Origin of the sequence: Microbacterium sp. SL62 (genome assembly GCF_026672635.1) — a bacterium.
GTDB classification, from domain to species: domain Bacteria; phylum Actinomycetota; class Actinomycetes; order Actinomycetales; family Microbacteriaceae; genus Microbacterium; species Microbacterium testaceum_A.
Map to the genome: position 1 here is coordinate 1587819 of NZ_JAPPRM010000001.1, position 20102 is coordinate 1607920.

20 protein-coding genes are annotated in these 20102 nt (G+C 71.6%); 13 read left to right on the forward strand and 7 right to left on the reverse strand.

The features are described from left to right. The first annotated feature begins 1 nt into the window (after nucleotide 1). From efeB to OVA26_RS07485, 4 genes are all read left to right on the forward strand, one after another. On the forward strand, nucleotides 2-1297 hold the full coding sequence (gene efeB, locus OVA26_RS07470) for an iron uptake transporter deferrochelatase/peroxidase subunit (protein WP_442786069.1): 1296 nt from the start codon (nucleotides 2-4) through the stop codon (nucleotides 1295-1297). A gap of 166 nt (nucleotides 1298-1463) precedes the next feature. Beyond that, on the forward strand, nucleotides 1464-2696 hold the full coding sequence (locus OVA26_RS07475) for an LLM class flavin-dependent oxidoreductase (RefSeq protein ID WP_268103643.1): 1233 nt from the start codon (nucleotides 1464-1466) through the stop codon (nucleotides 2694-2696). A 1-nt stretch (nucleotide 2697) separates the two neighbouring features. After that, complete coding sequence (locus OVA26_RS07480; RefSeq protein WP_268104899.1) at nucleotides 2698-3342, forward strand: FMN reductase; 645 nt, start codon at nucleotides 2698-2700, stop codon at nucleotides 3340-3342. Nucleotides 3343-3803: 461 nt separating this feature from the next. After that, entirely contained in the window at nucleotides 3804-4406 is a 603-nt protein-coding gene (locus OVA26_RS07485; RefSeq protein WP_268103644.1) for a class I SAM-dependent methyltransferase, read from the forward strand. Between the two features lie 60 nt (nucleotides 4407-4466). Here the strand turns inward: OVA26_RS07485 and OVA26_RS07490 are convergent, their stop codons facing one another. Beyond that, complete coding sequence (locus OVA26_RS07490) at nucleotides 4467-5249, reverse strand: DNA/RNA non-specific endonuclease (protein WP_268103645.1); 783 nt, start codon at nucleotides 5247-5249, stop codon at nucleotides 4467-4469. Nucleotides 5250-5295: 46 nt separating this feature from the next. Between OVA26_RS07490 and OVA26_RS07495 the strand changes: the two genes are divergently transcribed. Continuing rightward, nucleotides 5296-6057 (forward strand): fructosamine kinase family protein, encoded by a 762-nt coding sequence (locus OVA26_RS07495; RefSeq protein WP_268103646.1) that lies wholly within the window; start codon nucleotides 5296-5298, stop codon nucleotides 6055-6057. 114 nt (nucleotides 6058-6171) lie between these two features. On the opposite strand, the gene OVA26_RS07500 is transcribed toward OVA26_RS07495, so the two are convergent. After that, complete coding sequence (locus OVA26_RS07500) at nucleotides 6172-6783, reverse strand: DedA family protein (RefSeq protein ID WP_268103647.1); 612 nt, start codon at nucleotides 6781-6783, stop codon at nucleotides 6172-6174. 148 nt (nucleotides 6784-6931) lie between these two features. Here OVA26_RS07500 and OVA26_RS07505 point away from each other — a divergent pair, with 148 nt between their 5' ends. Next, a complete protein-coding gene (locus tag OVA26_RS07505) occupies nucleotides 6932-8884 on the forward strand; it encodes a GDSL-type esterase/lipase family protein (RefSeq protein WP_268103648.1) in 1953 nt (650 codons plus the stop codon). An 81-nt stretch (nucleotides 8885-8965) separates the two neighbouring features. Here the strand turns inward: OVA26_RS07505 and OVA26_RS07510 are convergent, their stop codons facing one another. Continuing rightward, nucleotides 8966-10219, reverse strand: coding sequence for a hypothetical protein (locus OVA26_RS07510; protein WP_268103649.1), 1254 nt, complete (start codon nucleotides 10217-10219; stop codon nucleotides 8966-8968). A gap of 302 nt (nucleotides 10220-10521) precedes the next feature. Here OVA26_RS07510 and OVA26_RS07515 point away from each other — a divergent pair, with 302 nt between their 5' ends. The 5 genes from OVA26_RS07515 to OVA26_RS07535 all read left to right on the forward strand — a co-directional run bounded on the left by OVA26_RS07515 (nucleotide 10522) and on the right by OVA26_RS07535 (nucleotide 16085). Continuing rightward, nucleotides 10522-12819 (forward strand): polyribonucleotide nucleotidyltransferase, encoded by a 2298-nt coding sequence (locus OVA26_RS07515; protein ID WP_103210392.1) that lies wholly within the window; start codon nucleotides 10522-10524, stop codon nucleotides 12817-12819. Between the two features lie 233 nt (nucleotides 12820-13052). Next, entirely contained in the window at nucleotides 13053-14078 is a 1026-nt protein-coding gene (locus tag OVA26_RS07520; RefSeq protein WP_056228473.1) for an aldo/keto reductase, read from the forward strand. A 79-nt stretch (nucleotides 14079-14157) separates the two neighbouring features. Further along, entirely contained in the window at nucleotides 14158-14760 is a 603-nt protein-coding gene (locus OVA26_RS07525; RefSeq protein ID WP_056227348.1) for a histidine phosphatase family protein, read from the forward strand. 63 nt (nucleotides 14761-14823) lie between these two features. Further along, nucleotides 14824-15636 (forward strand): 4-hydroxy-tetrahydrodipicolinate reductase, encoded by an 813-nt coding sequence (dapB, locus tag OVA26_RS07530; RefSeq protein ID WP_268103650.1) that lies wholly within the window; start codon nucleotides 14824-14826, stop codon nucleotides 15634-15636. Further along, on the forward strand, nucleotides 15633-16085 hold the full coding sequence (locus tag OVA26_RS07535) for a hypothetical protein (protein ID WP_268103651.1): 453 nt from the start codon (nucleotides 15633-15635) through the stop codon (nucleotides 16083-16085). Before dapB ends, OVA26_RS07535 begins: the two co-directional genes overlap by 4 nt. Nucleotides 16086-16197: 112 nt before the next feature. On the opposite strand, the gene OVA26_RS07540 is transcribed toward OVA26_RS07535, so the two are convergent. From OVA26_RS07540 to OVA26_RS07555, 4 genes are all read right to left on the reverse strand, one after another. Then, nucleotides 16198-17118: a TIGR01777 family oxidoreductase gene (locus tag OVA26_RS07540; RefSeq protein ID WP_268103652.1), complete on the reverse strand. Its 921-nt coding sequence runs from the start codon at nucleotides 17116-17118 to the stop codon at nucleotides 16198-16200. Then, the gene (locus OVA26_RS07545; protein WP_268103653.1) at nucleotides 17111-17536 is read right to left on the reverse strand and encodes an OsmC family peroxiredoxin; all 426 of its coding nucleotides are present in this window, start codon (nucleotides 17534-17536) and stop codon (nucleotides 17111-17113) included. Before OVA26_RS07545 ends, OVA26_RS07540 begins: the two co-directional genes overlap by 8 nt. 105 nt (nucleotides 17537-17641) lie before the next feature. Continuing rightward, a complete protein-coding gene (locus tag OVA26_RS07550) occupies nucleotides 17642-18214 on the reverse strand; it encodes a DUF4395 domain-containing protein (RefSeq protein ID WP_268103654.1) in 573 nt (190 codons plus the stop codon). After that, nucleotides 18207-18638 (reverse strand): TlpA family protein disulfide reductase, encoded by a 432-nt coding sequence (locus OVA26_RS07555; RefSeq protein WP_326493359.1) that lies wholly within the window; start codon nucleotides 18636-18638, stop codon nucleotides 18207-18209. The genes OVA26_RS07550 and OVA26_RS07555 overlap by 8 nt, the downstream gene beginning before the upstream one ends. A gap of 157 nt (nucleotides 18639-18795) precedes the next feature. Here OVA26_RS07555 and OVA26_RS07560 point away from each other — a divergent pair, with 157 nt between their 5' ends. Together OVA26_RS07560 and OVA26_RS07565 are read left to right on the forward strand one after the other, a co-directional pair. Further along, nucleotides 18796-19605 (forward strand): thymidylate synthase, encoded by an 810-nt coding sequence (locus tag OVA26_RS07560; protein WP_268103657.1) that lies wholly within the window; start codon nucleotides 18796-18798, stop codon nucleotides 19603-19605. Continuing rightward, the gene (locus tag OVA26_RS07565; protein ID WP_268103658.1) at nucleotides 19602-20102 is read left to right on the forward strand and encodes a dihydrofolate reductase; all 501 of its coding nucleotides are present in this window, start codon (nucleotides 19602-19604) and stop codon (nucleotides 20100-20102) included. The genes OVA26_RS07560 and OVA26_RS07565 overlap by 4 nt, the downstream gene beginning before the upstream one ends.

The following is a 20102-nucleotide window of genomic DNA, read 5'->3' on the forward strand; positions in this document are numbered from 1 at the left end:
CGTGAGCGACGCGCAGAGCACGCCGGAGGAGCAGACCCCGGATGCCACGGGCTTGTCGCGCCGTGGGCTGATGGGCCTCGCCCTCGGCGCCGGGGCCACGGGGCTCGTCGTCGGCGCCGGAGGCGGCCTCGTCGGCGGTCAGGCCTACGCCCTCGAGCAGCAGAAGGCGGTGAAGGATGCCGCGGCGGTGACGACCGGCATCCATCAGCCCGGGATCACGACGCCGGTGCAGGAGCACCTGCACTTCGCCTCGTACGACATGATGGCGCGGACGACGCGCGACGACCTCGCCGAGTTGCTCTCGGACTGGACGTACGCCGCGACCCGCATGATGCAGGGGCTCGAGGTGACCGCCACGGGTGCCGTGGGCGGCTCTCCCCAGGCGCCGCCGGACGACACGGGCGAGGCCCTGGGCCTGCCGGCGAGCAACCTCACCATCACGTTCGGATTCGGTCCGTCGTTGTTCGACCAGCGTTTCGGACTCGAGGGGCAGCGTCCCGACGGGCTCGAGCGGCTGCCGGCGTTCCTCGGCGACGATCTCGACCCGCTGCGTTCCGACGGCGATCTCTGTATCCAGGCCTGTGCGGACGACCCGCAAGTGGCGGTCCACGCCATCCGCAACCTCAGTCGGATCGCCTTCGGTCGGGCGACGATCCGGTGGTCGCAGCTCGGGTTCGGTCGTACCTCGAAGACGACCTCCGAGCAGACGACCCCTCGGAATCTGTTCGGGTTCAAGGATGGAACGGCCAACATCCTCGCCGATGACGCGGCCGCTCTCGACGAGAACGTGTGGGTGTCGGCATCCGAGGGCCCGGCCTGGCTCGCGGGCGGGTCGTACCTGGTCGCGCGGCGCATCTCGATGCTCATCGAGACGTGGGACCGCACGCGTCTGGCCGAGCAGGACCGCGTGATCGGTCGCGACAAGGCGAACGGCGCACCGCTGTCGGGCGGCGACGAGTTCACCGCGCCCGACTTCGCGGCGGCGGGCGCCACCGGGACCCCGGCGATCGACCCGCGCAGCCACGTGCGCCTCGCGCACCCCGACATGAACGGCGGTATCCGACTGCTGCGTCGCGGGTACAACTTCGTCGACGGCACGACCGACCTGGGGCGGCTCAACGCCGGCCTGTTCTTCCTGTCGTTCCAGAAGAGCCCGCAGCGGTACATCACCGTGCAGAAGGCCCTGTCGACGGATGCCATGAACGAGTACGTCCGCCACGTCGGCTCGGGGCTGTGGGCCGTGCCGCCCGCGCCGGCCGCGGGGGCATCGGTGGGGGCGGGGCTGCTGGGGGCGTAACGCCTGTGCCGACTCGTAAACGCTCCCTGCGCCGGGAAACGCCCGCTGAACGCGTTTCCCGGTGCGGGGAGCGTTTCTCGCTGATCGGGAGGGGGTGGCCGGAATAAAGCTCGGCGCGGCGCGTTCCACCATGTATATTCAGATGCATACAAATGGAAGAGGCATCATGAGCGAGACGAACACCTGGCCCGGAATGCAGTTCGGTGTCATGACGGTGAGCGACATCACCCAGGACCCGACCACCGGGACGACGCCGAGCGAAGCCCAGCGCATCAAAGACACCCTCACGATCGCCAAGCACACCGAAGAGGTCGGCCTCGACGTCTTCGCCCTCGGCGAGCACCACAACCCGCCGTTCTGGTCGTCGTCGCCCACGACGACGCTCGCGTACATCGCGGCCCAGACCGAGCGCCTCATCCTCACGACCTCCACGACCCTCATCACCACGAACGACCCGGTGAAGATCGCCGAGGACTTCGCGATGCTGCAGCACGTCTCGGGCGGTCGCGCCGACCTCATGCTCGGCCGCGGCAACACCGGCCCGGTCTACCCCTGGTTCGGCAAGGACATCCGCCAGGGTCTACCCCTGACCATCGAGAACTACGACCTGCTGCACAAGCTGTGGCGTGAAGACGTCGTCGACTGGGAGGGGAAGTTCCGCACCCCGCTGCAGGGTTTCACCTCGACCCCGCGCCCCCTCGACGGTGTGCCCCCGTTCGTGTGGCACGGCTCGATCCGCACGCCCGAGATCGCCGAGCAGGCCGCGTACTACGGCAACGGCTTCTTCGCGAACAACATCTTCTGGCCCAAGGAGCACTACCAGCGCCTGATCACGCTGTACCGCGAGCGCTTCGCCCACTACGGTCACGGCACGCCCCAGCAGGCGATCGTCGGCCTCGGCGGCCAGGTGTTCATGCGCGCCAACTCGCAGGACGCCGTGCGCGAGTTCCGCCCGTACTTCGACAACGCCCCCGTCTACGGCCACGGCCCGAGCCTCGAGGACTTCAGCGAGATGACCCCGCTGACCGTCGGCTCGCCGCAGCAGATCATCGACCGCTACGCCGCGATGCGCGAGACGTTCGGCGACTACCAGCGCCAGCTGTTCCTCATCGACCACGCGGGTCTTCCGACCAAGACCGTGCTCGAGCAGCTCGACATCCTGGGCGGCGAGGTCGTTCCGGTGCTGCGCAAGGAACTGCAGAAGAACCGCCCCGCCGAGGTGCCCGACGCGCCCACGCACGCCAACCTCGTCGAGAAGACCTACGCCGGCGCCGCCCCGCGTCAGGCCGTCCCCGGCGCGAACCGCGGCGACAACATGGTCTCGGGCAGCCCGTACCAGGATGCCGCGCCCCGCTCGGGCAGCGCCTTCGGCGCCGCTGCGACGAAGGTGGGTGCCTGAGATGGCCGCCCGTCGCATCGCGGTCGTGACCGCGGGCCTGTCGACGCCCTCGTCGACCCGTATGCTCGGCGACCGGCTCAGCCACGCCGTGCTCGCGGAGCTGCGCGAGCGCGGCATCGAGGCCACCGCCGACGTGTTCGAGCTGCGCGACTACGCGCACGACCTGACCGACAACCTGCTCACCGGCTTCGCCCCTCCCGCCCTCGAGCAGATGATCAACACGGTCGTCTCGGCCGACGGCATCATCGCGGTGACGCCGATCTTCTCGACGAGCTACTCGGGCCTGTTCAAGTCGTTCATCGACGTGCTCGACCCGCAGGCGCTCACCGGGACCCCCGTGCTCCTCGGCGCGAACGCCGGAACCGCGCGGCACTCGCTCGCGATCGACTACGCGATCCGCCCGCTGTTCACCTACCTGCACGCCAACCCCGTGCCGACCGGTGTGTTCGCCGCCTCGAGCGACTGGGGCGCCAACGCCGACGAGATCGCCCCGCTCGGATCCCGCGTCGACCGGGGTGCCCGGGAGCTCGCGGATGCCATCGCCGCCCGCGAACCCGTCCGCGACGCCGACCCGTTCGACCCCTCGTCGTACCTCGGCGAGGGCCGCTCGTTCGGCCACCTGCTGGGTGGACTGTCGGGGGAGTGACCCCGTGACGAAGCCCCGTCGCCCGTTGGTTCGGGCGGCGGGGCGCGCTGCCTGGTGGTGGCGCTTCGTGCGGCCCGGCGGCGTCGCTTCGTGCGGCCTGGCGGCGTCGCAATGTGAGCGATTCGCGCAACCTCGGTTGGCATCGGGGGTTTCGGGCTGAGGGTGTGCGGATTGCTGAGGCTGCGTGAATCGCGCGGCGCGGGCGGGGCGGCGCAGAGTGAGCGATTCGCGCGACTTCCGTCGTGATGCGGGGTCTCGGGCTGAGGCTGTGCGGATTGCTGAGGCTGCGCGGACCGCGGGCGGCGGAGGGGCGGCCGGTGCGGATCGGCGCAACGGATTCGGATCAGCGAGGCGTTGGCGTGCGCCTCTGCCGCTTCGGCCCGAATCTCATGCGGGTGCGGGGCTCGCGCCGGGGCGGCTCGCACGCCGATCTAGGGTGGGAGCGAGCCGGAGGAGACCGAATGGATGCCACGCAGTGGGACGAGCGTTATCGCGCCTCCGCCGGCGGAGTGTGGGCCACCCAGCCTCCCGCCGTCGTCCGCGCGATCGCCGGCGCGCTGCCGCCGGGCTCCGCGATCGACGTCGCAACCGGCGACGGGCGCACGGCCATCTGGCTGGCGCAGCGCGGGTGGGCGACAACGGGCATCGACTTCTCGAGCGCCGGTCTCGCGCTCGCCGCGGCCCGCCCGGGCGGCGACGCCGTCTCGTGGGTGCGTGCCGACGTGCACGAGTTCGAGCCCGTGGCATCCGCGGATCTCGTGGTGTCGTGCTATCTGCACCTGGAGGACAACGCCGCCGCGATCGCGCGCATCGCCGAGTGGGTCGCCGTGGGTGGGACGCTCGTGGTGATCGGCCACGACGTCGACAACATCGCCGCCGGCGGGCACGGACCCTCTGACCCGGCGATCCTTTACACGCCCGAGCTGCTGCGCGGCGCGCTCGACGACCGCTACCGCATCGAGCGCTGCGAGCAGGTGACGCGCGGCACCGCCGACTCCGAGCTGCGCGACGGGCACACGCAACCCGCGATCGACACGGTGCTGCACGCGGTGCGGGTGCGCTGAGGAGCGCCGCCGCCCGGCGCGTGACCGGGGGCTCTGACAGGCTCAGCCACCGGACCCGCGTCAGAGCACGATGTCGTCGGTGCTGCGCAGTTCGCGCGCGGCGACCGGTCGCAGGCCGCGCCGAACGAAGGTGTCGGCCTCGACGAGCGGTCCGACGTCGACGCCGGCCTCGGCGGCGATATCGGCAATCGGTACCTGGAACGTGCGGAACGCGCCGAGGGGCGGCACGACGAGGCCCTGCCGGGTGTCGACGAGGTCACTCTGATCGAGCACGAAACCGGCTGCGGCGAGTGCATCGCCCTGGCGCCACGCGGCGATCTTCCAGAAGCGCAGCGGCACCCGAATTCCACGGTAGGGCGGGTCGTCGTCGGCGAGCACCGGCGCGGTGAACACGGCGAGGCGCTGGTCGGTCGTCTCGGCGTAGACCAGGACGTGGTCTTCGAGACCGAGCCAGAGCTCTTTCGACTGGTTGAAGCCGGCGGCCTGCGGGGCGGCGTTCGTGTAGAAGAAGGTCGCCTCGGTGGCCGCGCGGGCTTCAGCGGTGGCGCCCCAGCCTGGGTCGCGCCGACGCACGAGGTGCCCGCGGTCGAGATCGTTGCGGCTGTAGACCTCGGGTCCGGCCTGGCTCTCTTCGGGTACGCGGGGATCGAGTCGCCACTCGCCGGTCCGCGCGAGGTCGAGCAGGCGGGCGCCGTCGATCACGACGCCCGTGACCGCCGCGAACCGCCGCTTCTCGTCGAGCAGCACCGAGAAGCGCGGATAGTCGAGCTGCGTCGTCGCTCGCGCGGGAGAGGGAAGGGGCAGGGGGATGCCGAGGAAGTCCGGGTCGTAGCCGTCGCTCATGCCCCCATCGTGCCGGTGACCTCCGACATCGCGACAGACTGGGTCGATGGAACAGCACGTGAAGACCCGCCCCGACGCCCCCGCGGGGTTCTTCGCCGCCGAGGCCGCCGGGCTCCGCTGGCTCGCCGAGGCGGGCGGCGCGCGCATCGCCGAGGTGATCGAGGTCGCGGATCGGCGAATCGTGCTGGAGCGCATCGCCGAGGCGCGTCCCTCCGCGGAGGCCGCCGACGGCTTCGGTGCCGCGCTCGCCGCGACCCACGACGCGGGGGCCGAGGCGTTCGGCTCGCCGCCGCCCGGCTGGACGGGCGACATCTTCATCGGCAGCCGCCCGCAGCCGGCGCGGCCGAAGCCGACCTGGGGCGTCTTCTACGCGGCGCAGCGCGTCGAGCCGTTCGTGCCGATCGCTCTCGCGGCCGGCAACCTGTCGGCATCCGGAGCCGAGGTCGTCGACCGCGCGTGCGCGCTGATCGCGGCGGGGGCCTTCGACGACGACGAGCCGCCCGCCCGTCTGCACGGCGACCTCTGGGCGGGCAACGTGCTGTGGGGCGAGGAGGGTGTCGTGCTGATCGACCCGGCGGCGCACGGCGGCCACCGCGAGACCGATCTCGCGATGCTCGCGCTGTTCGGGTGCCCCTTCCTCGAGCGGATCGTCGACGCTTACGACCGGGTGCGCCCACTGCGCGACGGCTGGAGCGAGCGCGTGCCCGTGCACCAGTTGCATCCGCTCGCCGTGCACGCCGCCGGACACGGGCCGTCGTACGGCCGGGCTCTCGTCGACGCCGCCGAGCGGACGCTCGCGCTGGGCTGAGGCGCCGGGTGACGGCATCCGGGATCGGCGCGAGCAGAATCGCAGATTCGCACCGGAATCGGACGCACGACCGCGCGAGATCCGACACGGCGCGAGCATCCGATTCCGCGAGGGTCAGGAGCGCGCGGCCGCCCGGCGCTTCGCCCGCCGCGCGAGCACCAGATCGATGCCGACGCCGATCCCCACGGCCACGACGATCGACACCACCACCGCCACCACCGGACCGCCCGGCACGAGCGCCGCGACGACCGCCCCGATCACCGCTTGGTACCCCGCCCACGCGAGGGCCGCGAGCGCCGCGACGCCCAGGTACCGCGCCGGATTCACCCGCGCCGCCCCCGCCGCGAGGTTGACCGCGAGCCGCGCGAAGGGCACGAACCGCGCGGTGAAGAGCACGACGGCGGCGTTGCGTTCGAGCCGTGCCCGCGCCCAGTCGAGGGCGGCGGAGACGCGGGGCCCGCGCATCCAGGCCCAACGCTCGACGCCCACGAGGCGTCCCACCAGATAGCAGCCGAGGTCGCCGGCGAAGGCCGCGGCCCCCGCGACGAGGATCACCGCGGCGAGCGGGGGAGTGCCGTGGGCGACGGCGAGGGCACCGAAAGCCGTGACTGCGGCCTCACCGGGGATCACGACGAGGAACGCGTCGGCGAACACGAGCAATGCCATCGCGGGCAGGGCCCACGGGCTCGCCGCGATCGCCTGCAGCCAGGCGTCGACTCCGTCCATTCCGTCACTCTCCGCCGCTGATCGAGACGCCCCGCCGACGCGGGGGTGACGCCCGGCGGAGCATCCGGTGAACATCGCGAACGTCGGGCGCGAACGGCCCCCGCGAGGCCGCGACACGCCTCACCCTGGTCTCGTGAGAGTCGCGCTGATGGCCGAATCCTTCCTCCCGCACATGAACGGGGTCACCGGTTCCGTTCTCCACGTCCTGCGCCATCTGGCGGAGGCGGGCCACGAGACGCTCGTGATCGCCCCTAAATCCGGCGACGTGACCGCCGACCTGCACGGAGCCCGCACCGAGCTGCTGCGTTCGGTTCCCCTGCCGTCGTACCCCGAGGTGCGCGTGGTCTTCGCCCGGGCGGCGCGCCTGGGAGCCCTGCTGCGCGACTTCGACCCCGACGTCGTGCACCTGGCATCGCCGTTCGTGCTGGGGTGGCAGGGTCTCGCCGCCGCCGACGCGCTGAAGATCCCCTCGGTCGCGGTCTACCAGACGGACGTCGTCGCCTACTCGCAGAAGTACGGACTGCCGCACGCGACGGCTCTCGTCGCCGGACACGTCTCGCGCCTGCACCGCCGGGCGACCCTGACGCTCGCGCCCTCGTCGGCGTCGACCCGGCAGCTCGAGGACCTCGGCGTCGACCGCATCCGCCGGTGGGGCAGGGGAGTGGATGCCGTGCGCTTCGCCCCCGAGCGCCGCGACGACCGGTGGCGGGCGCGGATCGCCCCGAACGGCGAGCGCATCATCGGCTACGTCGGTCGCCTGGCACCCGAGAAGCAGGTCGACGACCTCCGCGCCCTCGCCGACCTCCCCGACACGCGGCTGGTCATCGTCGGCGACGGCCCCTCGCGTCCCGCCCTCGAGAAGGCGATCCCGGATGCCGTGTTCACCGGCCACCTGGGCGGTTCGGAGCTCGCGTCGACCCTCGCGGGCTTCGACGTGTTCGTGCACCCGGGGGAGAGCGAGACCTTCGGTCAGACCATTCAGGAGGCGCTCGCCAGCGGTGTTCCGGTGGTCGCGACGGGTGTCGGTGGTCCCCTCGACCTCGTGCGCTCGAGCGTCGACGGGTGGCTTTACAAGCCCGGCGACCTCGACGACCTGCGCGCGCGCGTCGCGGACCTCGTGGGAGACGACGCGAAACGCCGCGCCTTCGCCCGCGCGGCGCGCGGCTCGGTGGAGGGACGCACGTGGGCGGCGCTGACCGGGTCGCTGATCGAGCACTACCGCGACGCCATCGCCCTGCGCCGCGTCGACGACAGCCTGCTGCGGCGCGGCAGTCCACGACCGGCCGGCACCGCGGCATCCCGCACTCGAGGACGGTGGACGCGTTTCGTGGCCCTCGGGGACTCGCTGACCGAGGGGCTGTGCGACGCCTCGCGGATGCCGTCGGGGCAGTTCCGCGGCTGGGCCGACCGTCTCGCCGAACTCCTCGCCGGCACCACCGACGAGGGGCCGTTCCGCTACGCGAATCTCGCCGTGCGCAGCCGTCGGGTGCGGCACCTGATCGACGAGCAGATCCCCGCGGCTCTCGCTCTGAAGCCCGACCTGGTGTCGATCCTCATCGGTGCGAACGATCTCGTGGGGCCGGCGCCCGTGCTCCCGGCGCTGGTGGCCGAGGTCGAGTCGGCGGTGCGCGCGGTGCGCCGGACCGGTGCCGATGTGCTGCTCGTGACGACGTTCCTTCCGCGACGGCCCGCCGCGCGCATCTTCGCCCGACGGTTCGCGGCGTACAACGTGCACTTGCGTCGGATCGCGGCGGAGCAGGGCGCGATCCTGCTCGACCTCGAGGCCGTGGGCGAGATCGGCGAGGCGCCGATGTGGGCCGATGACCTCGTGCACCTCAGTTCGGCCGGGCACCGCCTCGTCGCCTACCGCGGGGCGGAAGCCCTGGGCGTGCCCGACGCGCGGGCGCTGCTCGGTCTCGATGAGGCGCTGCACGCCGACGAGGCCGAGCGTCCACGCGGAACCTGGCTCACGCGCGACGCTCTGCCATGGGTGTGGCGCCGCGTGCGCGGGCGGACGGCGGGAGACGGGATCGTCGCCAAGCACGCGGGCTACATCGAGCTGCCCACCCGCGGTGATCGGGAGCGCGCCGACGCGGTCTGAGTCACGCGCTGGATCGCGGCGGGCGCGTGCACCGAGCGACCCGGTGTTCGCTCGCGTCGGCTGCGCGCTCGCGGCGAGGCGTCAGTACCAGCCGGTGCGCTGGGAGTGGTCCCACGCGCCGCAGGGGGCGCCGTACCGCGAGCCGATGTACGACAGGCCCCAGGAGATCTGGGTGACGGCGTTGGTGCGCCAGTCGAGTCCGGCGGAGGCCATCTTGTCGCCGGGGAGAGCCTGAGGGATGCCGTAGGCACCGCTGCCCGCGTTGTAGGCGTCGGCCCGCCATCCCGATTCGCGATTCCACAGCGAGACGAGGCAGGAGAACTGGTCGTCGCCCCAGCCGTAGCGGCCGATCGCGCCGCGCGCCGCGGACCGCGCCTCGCTCGGGCTCATGATCGGACCGGCCGGAGCCGTCGACCCCGCCCCCGAGCCGCCGCCGCCCGAACCGCCGGTCGATCCGCTTCCCCCGCCCGAGGAGCCGTTGTTCGCGCCGCCCCCGGTCGAGGTGGAGCCGCCGCCGGCCGCTCCACCACCGCTCGTCGTCCCGCCGCCCGGAGCCGCGCCGCCACCGGTGCTCGCCCCGCCGGCGGATCCGCCGGACTGCGCCGCATCGCGCTGCACCTTCTGCTCCTCGCGCGCCGCGCGCTCCTGAGCGGCGGTCGTCGCCCGGAGGGCCGCGAGCTGGGCGTAGAGATCGTCGAGGCGGCCCTGCGTCTCGCGCACCGTCGCCGCCTCGGCGTCCGCATCGCTCTGCGCCGCCGCCGCGGTGGCTCGAGCGTCGGCGGCCACACGCGCGGCTTCGTCCCGCGCCTGCTCGGCCTGCTCGCGCAGCGACGTCGCGACGTCGGCCGCACTGCAGGCCCGGCCCGCGGTGCGCGCGGCGACCTCCGAGACCCGATCCAGGATGCCGAGCCGTTCCAGCAGCGAATCGGGATCGGCGTCCGTCAGCAGCTGCGCCACCAGCGGGCCGCCGCCCACGGTGCGGTACAGCCGCGCGGCGCTGGCACCGGCGGCCGTGGCGCTCGAGGTCTCGGCGGCGTCGGCCGAGGCGCTCTCGGCGCTCAACGCCGACGCGCGCGCAGCGGTCGTCTCGGCCAGCAGTCGCGTCTGCTCGGCGGTCGCCGACGCGTCGAGGGCGCGGCGCGACGCCGCCACGGCGACGGCCTCCGCGGCATCCAACTCCGCCTGCACCCGAGCGACGGCGCTCTCGTCGACCGCGGCGACGGGAGTCACGGACCCCGTGCCGAGAATCGCCGCGGAGGCGGGGACGGGGGCGAGGGCCGCGCCGGCGAGGACGCACGCGAGAAGCGTGTGACTCGTGCGACGGATGAGGCCCATGAGGTCACGGTAGAGCACGACGCCCTGCGCTGCCCACCCGGAAGGGGTCGTCGCTGGTAGGGTGGCGAGGGATGCCGTCGTGGCATCGGCTCAACTACATATGAGCTCACGGAGCAGGCCGGCAGACGCTGGTCCCCTGTGGTGGACTCCCCGTCGTATGCCGGGTGGTCGTCTACTGGTGGCCAGTCGCCGGGATTCCGGGTCGACTCGTCGGCGCGCCCTTTCTGCCTGTTCCTGCTCCTTCGCATGTCAGCTCGTCGCCCACACGGGGCGGCGAGCCTAAACAAAGAAGGAGGGACCTCTTGGAAGGTCCAGAAATCACCGCCGCTGAAGCCGTTCTCGACAACGGCCGTTTCGGCACCCGTACCGTCCGGTTCGAAACCGGACGCCTCGCTCAGCAGGCTCAGGGCGCAGTCGCCGCCTACCTCGACGAGGAGACCATGCTGTTGTCGGCCACCAGCGCCGGCAAGCACCCGCGTGAAGGATTCGACTTCTTCCCGCTGACCGTCGACGTCGAGGAGCGCTCGTACGCCGCCGGCAAGATCCCCGGCTCGTTCTTCCGCCGCGAGGGCCGCCCCTCCACCGAGGCCATCCTCGTGTGCCGCCTCATCGACCGCCCGCTGCGCCCGTCGTTCGTCGACGGCCTGCGCAACGAGGTGCAGATCGTCGTCACCGTGCTGTCGATCGCCCCCGGCGAGTTCTACGACGCGCTGGCGATCAACGCCGCCTCGCTGTCGACCCAGATCTCGGGTCTGCCGTTCTCGGGTCCCATCGCGGGTGTGCGCCTGGCGCTCATCCCCGGCCAGGGCGAGAACGCCGACCAGTGGGTCGCCTTCCCGACCGTCACGCAGCTCGAGGACGCCGTCTTCGACCTCATCGTCGCGGGCCGCGTGCTCGACGACGGCGACGTCGCCATCATGATGGTGGAGGCCGAGGCCACCGAGGGCAGCTGGAACATGATCAAGGGCGGCGCGACCAAGCCGAACGAGCAGGTCGTCGCCGAGGGCCTCGAGGCCGCCAAGCCCTTCCTGCGCCAGCTCGTCGACGCGCAGAACGAGGTCGCGCGCACCGCGGCCAAGGAGATCCAGTCGTTCCCCGTCTTCCCGGCCTACAGCCAGGAGACCTACGACTTCGTCGCCGGTCGTGCCTACGACCGTCTGGTGCCCGTGTACCAGATCGCCGACAAGCAGGAGCGTCAGAACGCCGATGACGAGGTCAAGACCTCGGTCAAGGAGCAGCTCGTCGCCGCCGTCGAGTCGGGCGAGCTGCCCGCCGTCGCGACCCTCGAGTTCAACGCTGCCTACAAGTCGGTCACCAAGACGATCGTCCGCGGTCGAATCCTGGCCGAGGGCGTCCGCATGGACGGCCGCGGACTCGCCGACATCCGCCCGCTCGATGCCGAGGTGCAGGTCATCCCGCGCGTTCACGGCTCGGCGATCTTCCAGCGCGGCGAGACCCAGATCCTGGGCGTCACCACGCTGAACATGCTCAAGATGGAGCAGCAGATCGACTCGCTCTCGCCCATCACGAGCAAGCGCTACCTGCACCACTACAACTTCCCGCCGTACTCGACCGGTGAGACCGGTCGCGTGGGTTCGCCGAAGCGTCGCGAGATCGGTCACGGCTTCCTGGCCGAGCGCGCGCTGGTTCCGGTGCTCCCCAGCCGCGAGGAGTTCCCCTACGCGATCCGTCAGGTGTCCGAGGCCCTCGGCTCCAACGGCTCGACGTCGATGGGCTCGGTCTGCGCTTCGACCCTGTCGCTGCTGAACGCGGGTGTGCCGCTGCGCGCGCCCGTCGCCGGTATCGCCATGGGCCTGGTCACCGACGAGGTCGACGGACAGACGCGCTACGCCGCCCTGACCGACATCCTCGGCGCCGAAGACGCCCTCGGCGACATGGACTTCAAGGTCGCCGGCACGAGCGAGTTCATCACCGCGATCCAGCTCGACACCAAGCTCGACGGCATCCCGTCGTCGGTACTGGCCGCCGCCCTCACCCAGGCCAAGGAGGCTCGCCTCACGATCCTCAACGTCCTGAACTCGGCGATCGACGCTCCTGACGAGATGGCGCCCACCGCGCCCCGCGTCATCAGCGTGCAGATCCCGGTCGACAAGATCGGCGAGCTCATCGGACCCAAGGGCAAGACGATCAACTCCATCCAGGACGAGACCGGCGCCCAGATCTCGATCGAGGACGACGGCACCGTGTACATCGGTGCGACCGACGGCCCCTCGGCCGAGGCGGCCCGCGCCCAGGTGAACGCGATCGCCAACCCGACCAACCCCGAGGTGGGCGAGCAGTTCCTCGGAACCGTCGTCAAGATCGCGACCTTCGGTGCGTTCGTCTCGCTGCTTCCCGGCAAGGACGGCCTGCTGCACGTCAGCGAGGTCCGCAAGCTCGCCGGTGGCAAGCGCGTCGAGAACGTCGAGGACGTGCTCTCGGTTGGTCGCAAGATCCTCGTGCGCATCACGAAGATCGACGACCGCGGCAAGCTCTCGCTCGAGCCCGTGCTCGACGAGGACGCCACCACGCCCGAGCCCGCCGACACGCAGAGCTCGGCCGCCGCGAGCGAGGGCCCCGAGGCTCCTGCCGAAGGCTGATCCTTCGCGCTGACCGGATGCCCGTCCCGCTTCGTGCGGGGCGGGCATCCGTCGTGTGACGGGTGTGACGCACGTGGCGAGCGACGCGGAAGCGTTACGCAATGTTTATCGGCGCGGCGGGGCAATCGACGGAGCGGTCACGAGGAAGGCCTAGCCTCGTAGTACGTCGGGGGGCGTGGTGATACGGGCGCTGTTCCGTACCGTCACCCGGCACTGTGGGAGAGGACCTCACCATGAGCGGCTCGGGCGTCGATGAGACGGCCACGCCGCGCCTGCGTCGAGATCGAGCCCCGCACCCGTCGTCACCCATCACCCTGCAGGGGCCGGGGTTGGGTTCGCACGTGCGCGTCCCGCTCGGCGAGACGGGGTTCGACGTCTTCCCGCTGTTCCTCGGCGGGGGAGAGTTCGGGTGGAACGTCGACGCGCGCGCGAGCCACGAGATCCTCGATGCCTACGCCGAGCTCGGCGGCAACGCGCTGCACACCGCCGACAGCTACGCGGCGGGGCGCAGCGAGTTCATCATCGGCGAATGGTTGCGCACCCGCCGCATGCGCGACGACACCGTCCTGACGGTCCGCATCGGCGGTCACCCCGACAACCCCGGGCTCGACTCCGTCAACCTCGTGCGCGCCGTCGAGGCCTCGCTCACGCGCCTCGGCACCGATCGCATCGACGTGCTGTCGCTCGACGCCGCCCGGGGCGACAAGGCGCTCCTCGAGGACACCCTGGCCACGAGCGAGTGGCTCGTCGACGCGGGCAAGGTACGCGCGATCGGCGCGCACGGCTACACCGCCGCCCAGCTCGTCGAGGCTCGCATCCTGTCGTCGGCGGGGTACCCGCGCATCACGGTGCTCGACGTGCCGTACAACGTGCTGCGCCGCTCGGAGTTCGAAGGCGACGTGCGTCTCATCGCCTCGGCGCAGAACATGGCCGTGACCCCCTCGCATCCGCTCGCTCACGGCTTCCTGGCCGGCGAGACCCGCACTCGCGGTCAGTCCTCGCAGTCGGTGCGCGGCACGCAGGTCGCCGCGCACTTGAACCGGCGGGGCTCGCGCGTACTGCGCGCCCTCGACGCCGTGGGCAGCGAACTCGGCCTCCCGGATGCCGCGGTGGCGGTGGCCTGGCTGCTGGCTCAGAAGATCGTGACGGCGCCCATCGTGAACGCCTTCGCGCCCCGGCACGTCGTGGAGTGCATGCGCGCCGTCGGCGTGCGGCTCAGCCGGGCGCACCTCTCGGATATCGCGCGCGCCGCGGAGTGATCGGCTCCCTGTCGGGGGTGTGACGTAGGCTGGTCGATGAGGGCCGGGGGACGGCAGATCGACGACGGAGTGAGCTGACGTGACGCACTACATCTACCTGGTGCGCCATGGCGAGCACCAGGATGCCGAGCACGGCCTCACCGACGGCCCGCTGTCGCCGCGGGGTCAGCGTCAGGCCGCCCTGCTGGCCGACCGTCTGTCCGGACTCCCGCTCGACGCCGTCTGGCACTCGCCTCTCGAACGCGCGGCGCAGACCGCCCGCGCCGTCGCCGACCGTCTGCCCGCCGTCACTCCCGAGTCCTCAGCGCTTCTGTTCGATTGCATCCCCACCGGTATGACGCCCGAGACGCCCTCGGTGTTCGAGCCCTTCTTCGGTTCGGTGACCGAGGCCGAGATCGATGCGGGCCGCGCGCAGATGGCCGATGCCACCGCCGAATTCCTCGCCCGCAAGGCCGGTGAGGTCCATGAGCTGGTCATCACGCACAACTTCGTCATCTCGTGGTTCGTCCGCGAGGTGCTGCAGGCGCCCGAGTGGCGCTGGATGACCATCAACCAGGCGTACTGCGGTCTGACGGTCATCGCGCAGAAGAAGGGCCGGCCCTGGACTCTCCTGTCGCACAATGACCTCGCGCACCTGCCGGTCGAGCTGCGCACCGGGCTGGTCGACCCGCTTCCGGTCTGAGCTTCGCGCGGCGCGTCTGTGGATAACGCCGCGACGCCGTGCGCTCGCGCCTAGGCTGGACGTATGACGACGCGTGTGGCCATCGTGGGCGGAACCGGAAAGCTCGGCGGGGTGATCAGGGCGGTCGTCGAGGCCGAAGAGGGCTACGAGGTCACCGCGGTGCTCACCTCGGCCTCTCCGCTCAGCGAGATGGACGGCGCGGATCTCGTGATCGACGCGACGACCCCCGCCGTCTCGATCGACGTCGTCCGCGCGGCGGTCGAGCGCGGCATCAACGTCCTCGTGGGCACGTCGGGTTGGTCGAACGAGCGCATCGCCCTCGTCCGATCGTTGGTGGATGCCAGCGGAACGGGCGCCGTGTTCATCCCCAATTTCTCGCTCGGTTCAGTGATCGGCAGCGCCCTCGCGGCGGCGGCGGCCCCGTTCTTCCCCTCCATCGAGATCGTCGAGGCCCACCACGAGACGAAGATCGATTCTCCCAGCGGGACGGCGGTGCGCACCGCCGAGCTCATCGCGGCGGCGCGGGCCGACGTCGGCCCTGTCGAGTCTCCCCACGTCGACCAGCGTGCCCGCGGACAGCGCGTCGCATCCGTCCCCATTCACTCGCTGCGCCGCCCGGGTGTCGTCGCCCGCCAAGAGACGGTGCTCTCGGGGGCGGGGGAGTCGCTGACGATCGTGCACGACACGATCGAGCCCGCCAAGGCCTACGCTCCCGGCATCCGGATCGCCCTGGCCGCAGCGCGCGACGCGCGCGGCGTGCACGTCGGTCTCGACAGCTTCATCGACATCGGCGTGCGGACGCGTCCCCTCGCGCCCGAGGCTCCGATCGCCGACGGCGACGTGTCGGGCCAGGTCGCGGGCGTCACCAGCGCATGAGAGTGCGCATCGCGGTCGCCGTCATGACGGTGCTGCTGCTGATGTACGTCGTGCTCGCGGGGCAGCGGGCGATCGTTCTGCTGACGAGCGGAGAGACCGTCGGCGTCGTGATGGGCGTGGCGCTACTCGTGCTCCCGGCCCTGGCGATCTGGGCGATCGGCCGCGAACTGTGGTTCGGCGTGCGCGCCCAGCAGCTGGGGGAGCGGTTGGATGCCGAGGGCGGACTGCCCGACGAAGACCTCCCCGTGCGCCCGAGCGGACGCATCGAACGCGAAGACGGCGACGCGCTGTTCCCGCGCTACCGGGCGGACGTCGAAGAACACCCCGACGACTGGCGCGCGCGCTACCGGCTGGGCCTCGCGTACGACGCGGCGGGCGACCGTCGGCGCGCGCGTGATGCGATCCGCACGGCCATCCGTCTCGAGACGTCCGCGCGCCGCGCCGCCTGAGAACTTCTGCGCGGAACACCGCTCTGCGGCTCCGACGAGCTCGTCCCGCCCCCTGGTGCCCCGGGCAGTAGAGGGGAGGGGGCCGCACGCGTCCGCCCTCCCCTCCGTCCCGTCAGGCGGCGTCGTGCGCCGGCACGGCCGAGGCCACGGCCTCTTCGACCGTGCGGTGAGAGAACGTGAAACCGCTGTCCTCGAGGGCTGTCGGGCGCACGTCGGCGTCGGAGGTGAGCAGCGCCTCGGTCGCGTCGGAGCCGAGGGCGAGCTTCACACCCCAGATCGGCGCGCGCACGAGGTACGGACGATTCATGCGGCGGGCGAGGGCGAAACCCAGGTCGTTCGCCGTCGCGCGCGTGGGGCCGGTGAGGTTGACGGGTCCCGACAGATCGGAATCGATGACGTGGCGGATCGCGCGCACCTCGTCGTCAAGCGAGATCCACGGCCACACCTGGGTGCCGCGGCCGATCGGGCCCGAGATGCCGAGCTTGGTCAGCAGAAGGAGGGGCTTGAGCACTCCCTGCTCGTGCACGACGGGGGCGGTGCGCAGCATCGCCACCCGCGCCGAATCTCCGGCGGCTCGTGCCTCGTGCTCCCAATCGACGCAGATGTCGGCGAGTAGGCCCGTGCCGCGCTTCGAGGACTCGGTCAGGACGGCTCCGGGCTGCGAACCGTAGAAACCGGTCGCGCTCGCGTTCACGAGCGCCGGGGCGTCGGCGCCCAGCGCGCGGACCGCGGTGGCCAGGGTGCGCGTCGGGGTGATGCGCGACCAGAGCAGGGTGCTCTTGTACGAGGGGGTCCAGGGGAAGTGCCCGATCGACGCGCCGTTCAGGCACACCACGGCGTCGGCCCCGGCGATCACGTCGGGGCCGAGCGGAGTGGCATCCTGCAACCACTGCACCTCGTGCGGGGCGGTCGGCTCGTGGCGCACGAGCGAGGTGACTTCGACGCCGTCGCCGCGCAGCGAGTCGAGCAGGGCCGAGCCGATGAGGCCCGACGCGCCGGCGAGGACGACGCGTCGGGCCGGGGTCTCAGGCAAGCGTGGCCTCGAGGGTGATGTCGATGCCCGCGAGTGCCTGCGACACGGGGCAGTTCGCCTTGGCATCCGCGGCGATCTTCTGGAACGTCTCGTCGTCGAGCCCGGGCACGACCGCGTTCACGTTGAGGTGGCTACCGGTGATGCCGGTGCCGGGCTTGAAGGTGATCGACGCGGTCGCGTCGATCGACTCGGGCGGGGTGCCGTTGTCGGCAAGGGCGTTCGAGAGCGCCATGCTGAAGCACGATGAGTGGGCACCGGCGAGAAGTTCCTCGGGGGTGGTGACCGAGCTCGAGCCTTCGCTGCGGGCCTTCCAGTTCACGTCGAACGTGCCGATGCCCGAGGAGGTGAACGTGACCTCACCCGATCCTTCGAACAGGCTGCCCTTCCAGGCGGTGGTGGCTTCGCTCGTGACGGCCATGGGAACCTCCGTTGTCTCGGCGCGGTCGGGGCGACCGCGACGCGGCCAGCCTAGTGAGCGCGGACGGCACTCTTCGGGTCTTGACAGGCCTTTGCTCGACGACGCTCAGACAGCGGCAGGGCCGCGTCGCCCGATGAGTCCCGCGCGCTGCAGAACGAGGTAGAGCTGGCATCCGAGGCACAGTCCGAAGACCGCGTTCAGGAACGCCGCGACGAACGCCATGGCCGCCGCGATCGGCAGCGCCCAGGGAACCCCGGCGAGGTGGAGGAGCAGTCCGGCGGCGGTGACGAAGAGCCCCACGCCCTGAGCGAAGCGGGGCGGGCGCGGGTCTTCGAACTCGGTCGGGGGTGCGAGGCGGGGCTGCACGACCCGTCGGTAGAGCACGCCCCACGGCGCGGTGCGCGGAGAGACGACGCCCCAGACGAACAGCAGCGCGATCACGAGCACCACGACGAAGCCGGGGTCCGCGACGCGGTCCAGAAGGGGCAGCTGCTGCACGGCCCAGCCATCGGGGCGGAAGGTCGCGTCGGCCAGAGGTTGGTAGGCGAACCACCCGTAAGCGCCGCGCCGCGTCGAGATGCCGATCAGGCTGAGGACGGTCGCCACGAGGAGGAGGACGGCGGTGATGGATGCCGCGAAGCGCGGGCCGCGAGCATCGATGCGCGAGGTGTCAGGCACGGGTGGGCTCCTTCTGCAGGCGGGTCAGCTCGTTCTCGACCGCGGCGCGTTCGAGAGTGCCCCCGAAGCGGGTGCGGATCACCCCGCGCCGGTCGAGGACGAGGGTGGTGGGGGTCTGCAGCACGCGGAAGTGCTGAGCGAGGTCGGGCCGATGGGTGAGGTCGACGTCGACGTAGCTGACGCCGTCGCGAGAGTCGGCGATCTGCGTGAGCACGCGGCGCACCCCGGGGCAGCGGGAGCAGATCTCGGTGCTGAACTGCACGAGGGTCGCCTCCGGCCCGAGACTCGCGGCGCCGAGCAGGGCGGGATCGACCGCCTCGACCGAATCGACGGTGCGCGCGCGCCCCTGGCGGCGCCGGAACACGAGACCGGCGATCGTCGTCAGTACGACGAGCGCCCCGGCGGCCAGAAGAGCGAAGGTCACGTCCACGACCGTCAACGCTAACGGGCGGGAGCGCGGGGAGGGCCGATGAGTCCTCCCGTGACGAACCCTTCTCCCCACGGCGTGCGCAGGCCTCCACCGTCCACCGTCGTCGCCCCGCGCCCCCCGTCGCGAGCCCGTCGCGGGTATCGTGAAGGCCGTGACCGCCGACATCCCGACGCCCTACGAAGACCTTCTCCGCGACGTGCTCGAGACGGGCGTGCACAAGTCCGATCGCACGGGAACAGGCACCACGAGCGTGTTCGGGCGCCAGATCCGTTTCGACCTCGCCGAGGGGTTCCCCCTCATCACCACCAAGCGCGTACACCTGAAGTCGATCGTCTACGAACTGCTGTGGTTCCTGCGCGGCGAGTCGAACGTGTCGTGGTTGAAGGACAACGGCGTGACGATCTGGGACGAGTGGGCCGACGCCGACGGCGAGCTCGGCCCCGTGTACGGCGTGCAGTGGCGATCGTGGCCCACCGCCGACGGCGGCACGATCGATCAGATCTCACAGGTGATCGAGCAGATCCGACGCGACCCCGACTCGCGCCGGCTCATCGTGTCGGCCTGGAACCCGGCCGACATCCCCGACATGGCGCTGGCGCCCTGTCACGCCCTGTTCCAGTTCTACGTCGCCGACGGCAAGCTCTCGTGCCAGCTGTACCAGCGCAGCGCCGACATGTTCCTCGGGGTGCCGTTCAACATCGCCTCCTACGCGCTGCTGACCCTGATGGTCGCGCAGCAGACGGGCCTCGAGCCCGGCGAGTTCGTCTGGACCGGCGGCGACTGCCACGTCTACGACAACCACCGCGAGCAGGTCGCCGAGCAGCTCACGCGCGACCCCTACCCCTACCCGACCCTGCGCTTCACGCGCACGCCGGAGTCGATCTTCGACTACACCTACGACGACATCGTGGTCGAGGACTACCAGCACCACCCGGCGATCCGCGGAGCCGTCGCGGTATGACCACGGTCGGCCTCGTCTGGGCCCAGGCGCACGACGGTGTGATCGGTGCCGACGGCGGGATGCCATGGCACGTGCCCGAAGACATGGCCCACTTCCGCGAGGTCACGGGATCGGCCGAGGTCGTCATGGGGCGTCGCACCTGGGAGTCGCTCCCGCCGCGCTTCCGCCCCCTGCCGGGGCGGCGCAACATCGTCGTGACGCGCTCCGCCGATTGGACCGACGACGGTGCCGAACGCGCGGGATCGCTCGACGAGGCCCTCGATCTCGCCACGGGCGACGAGGTCTGGGTGATCGGCGGGGGCATGCTCTACGCCGCCGCGATCGACCGCGCCGACCTGCTCGAGATCACCCGCCTCGACGTCGCGGTCGAGGGCGACACGCGCGCGCCCTCGACGGACGGGTGGCGCCTCGTCGCCGCCGACCCCGAACAGGGCTGGCACACCTCGCGCAGCGGCATCCGATATCGCTTCGAGACCTACCGCAGACCGGGGGAGTGA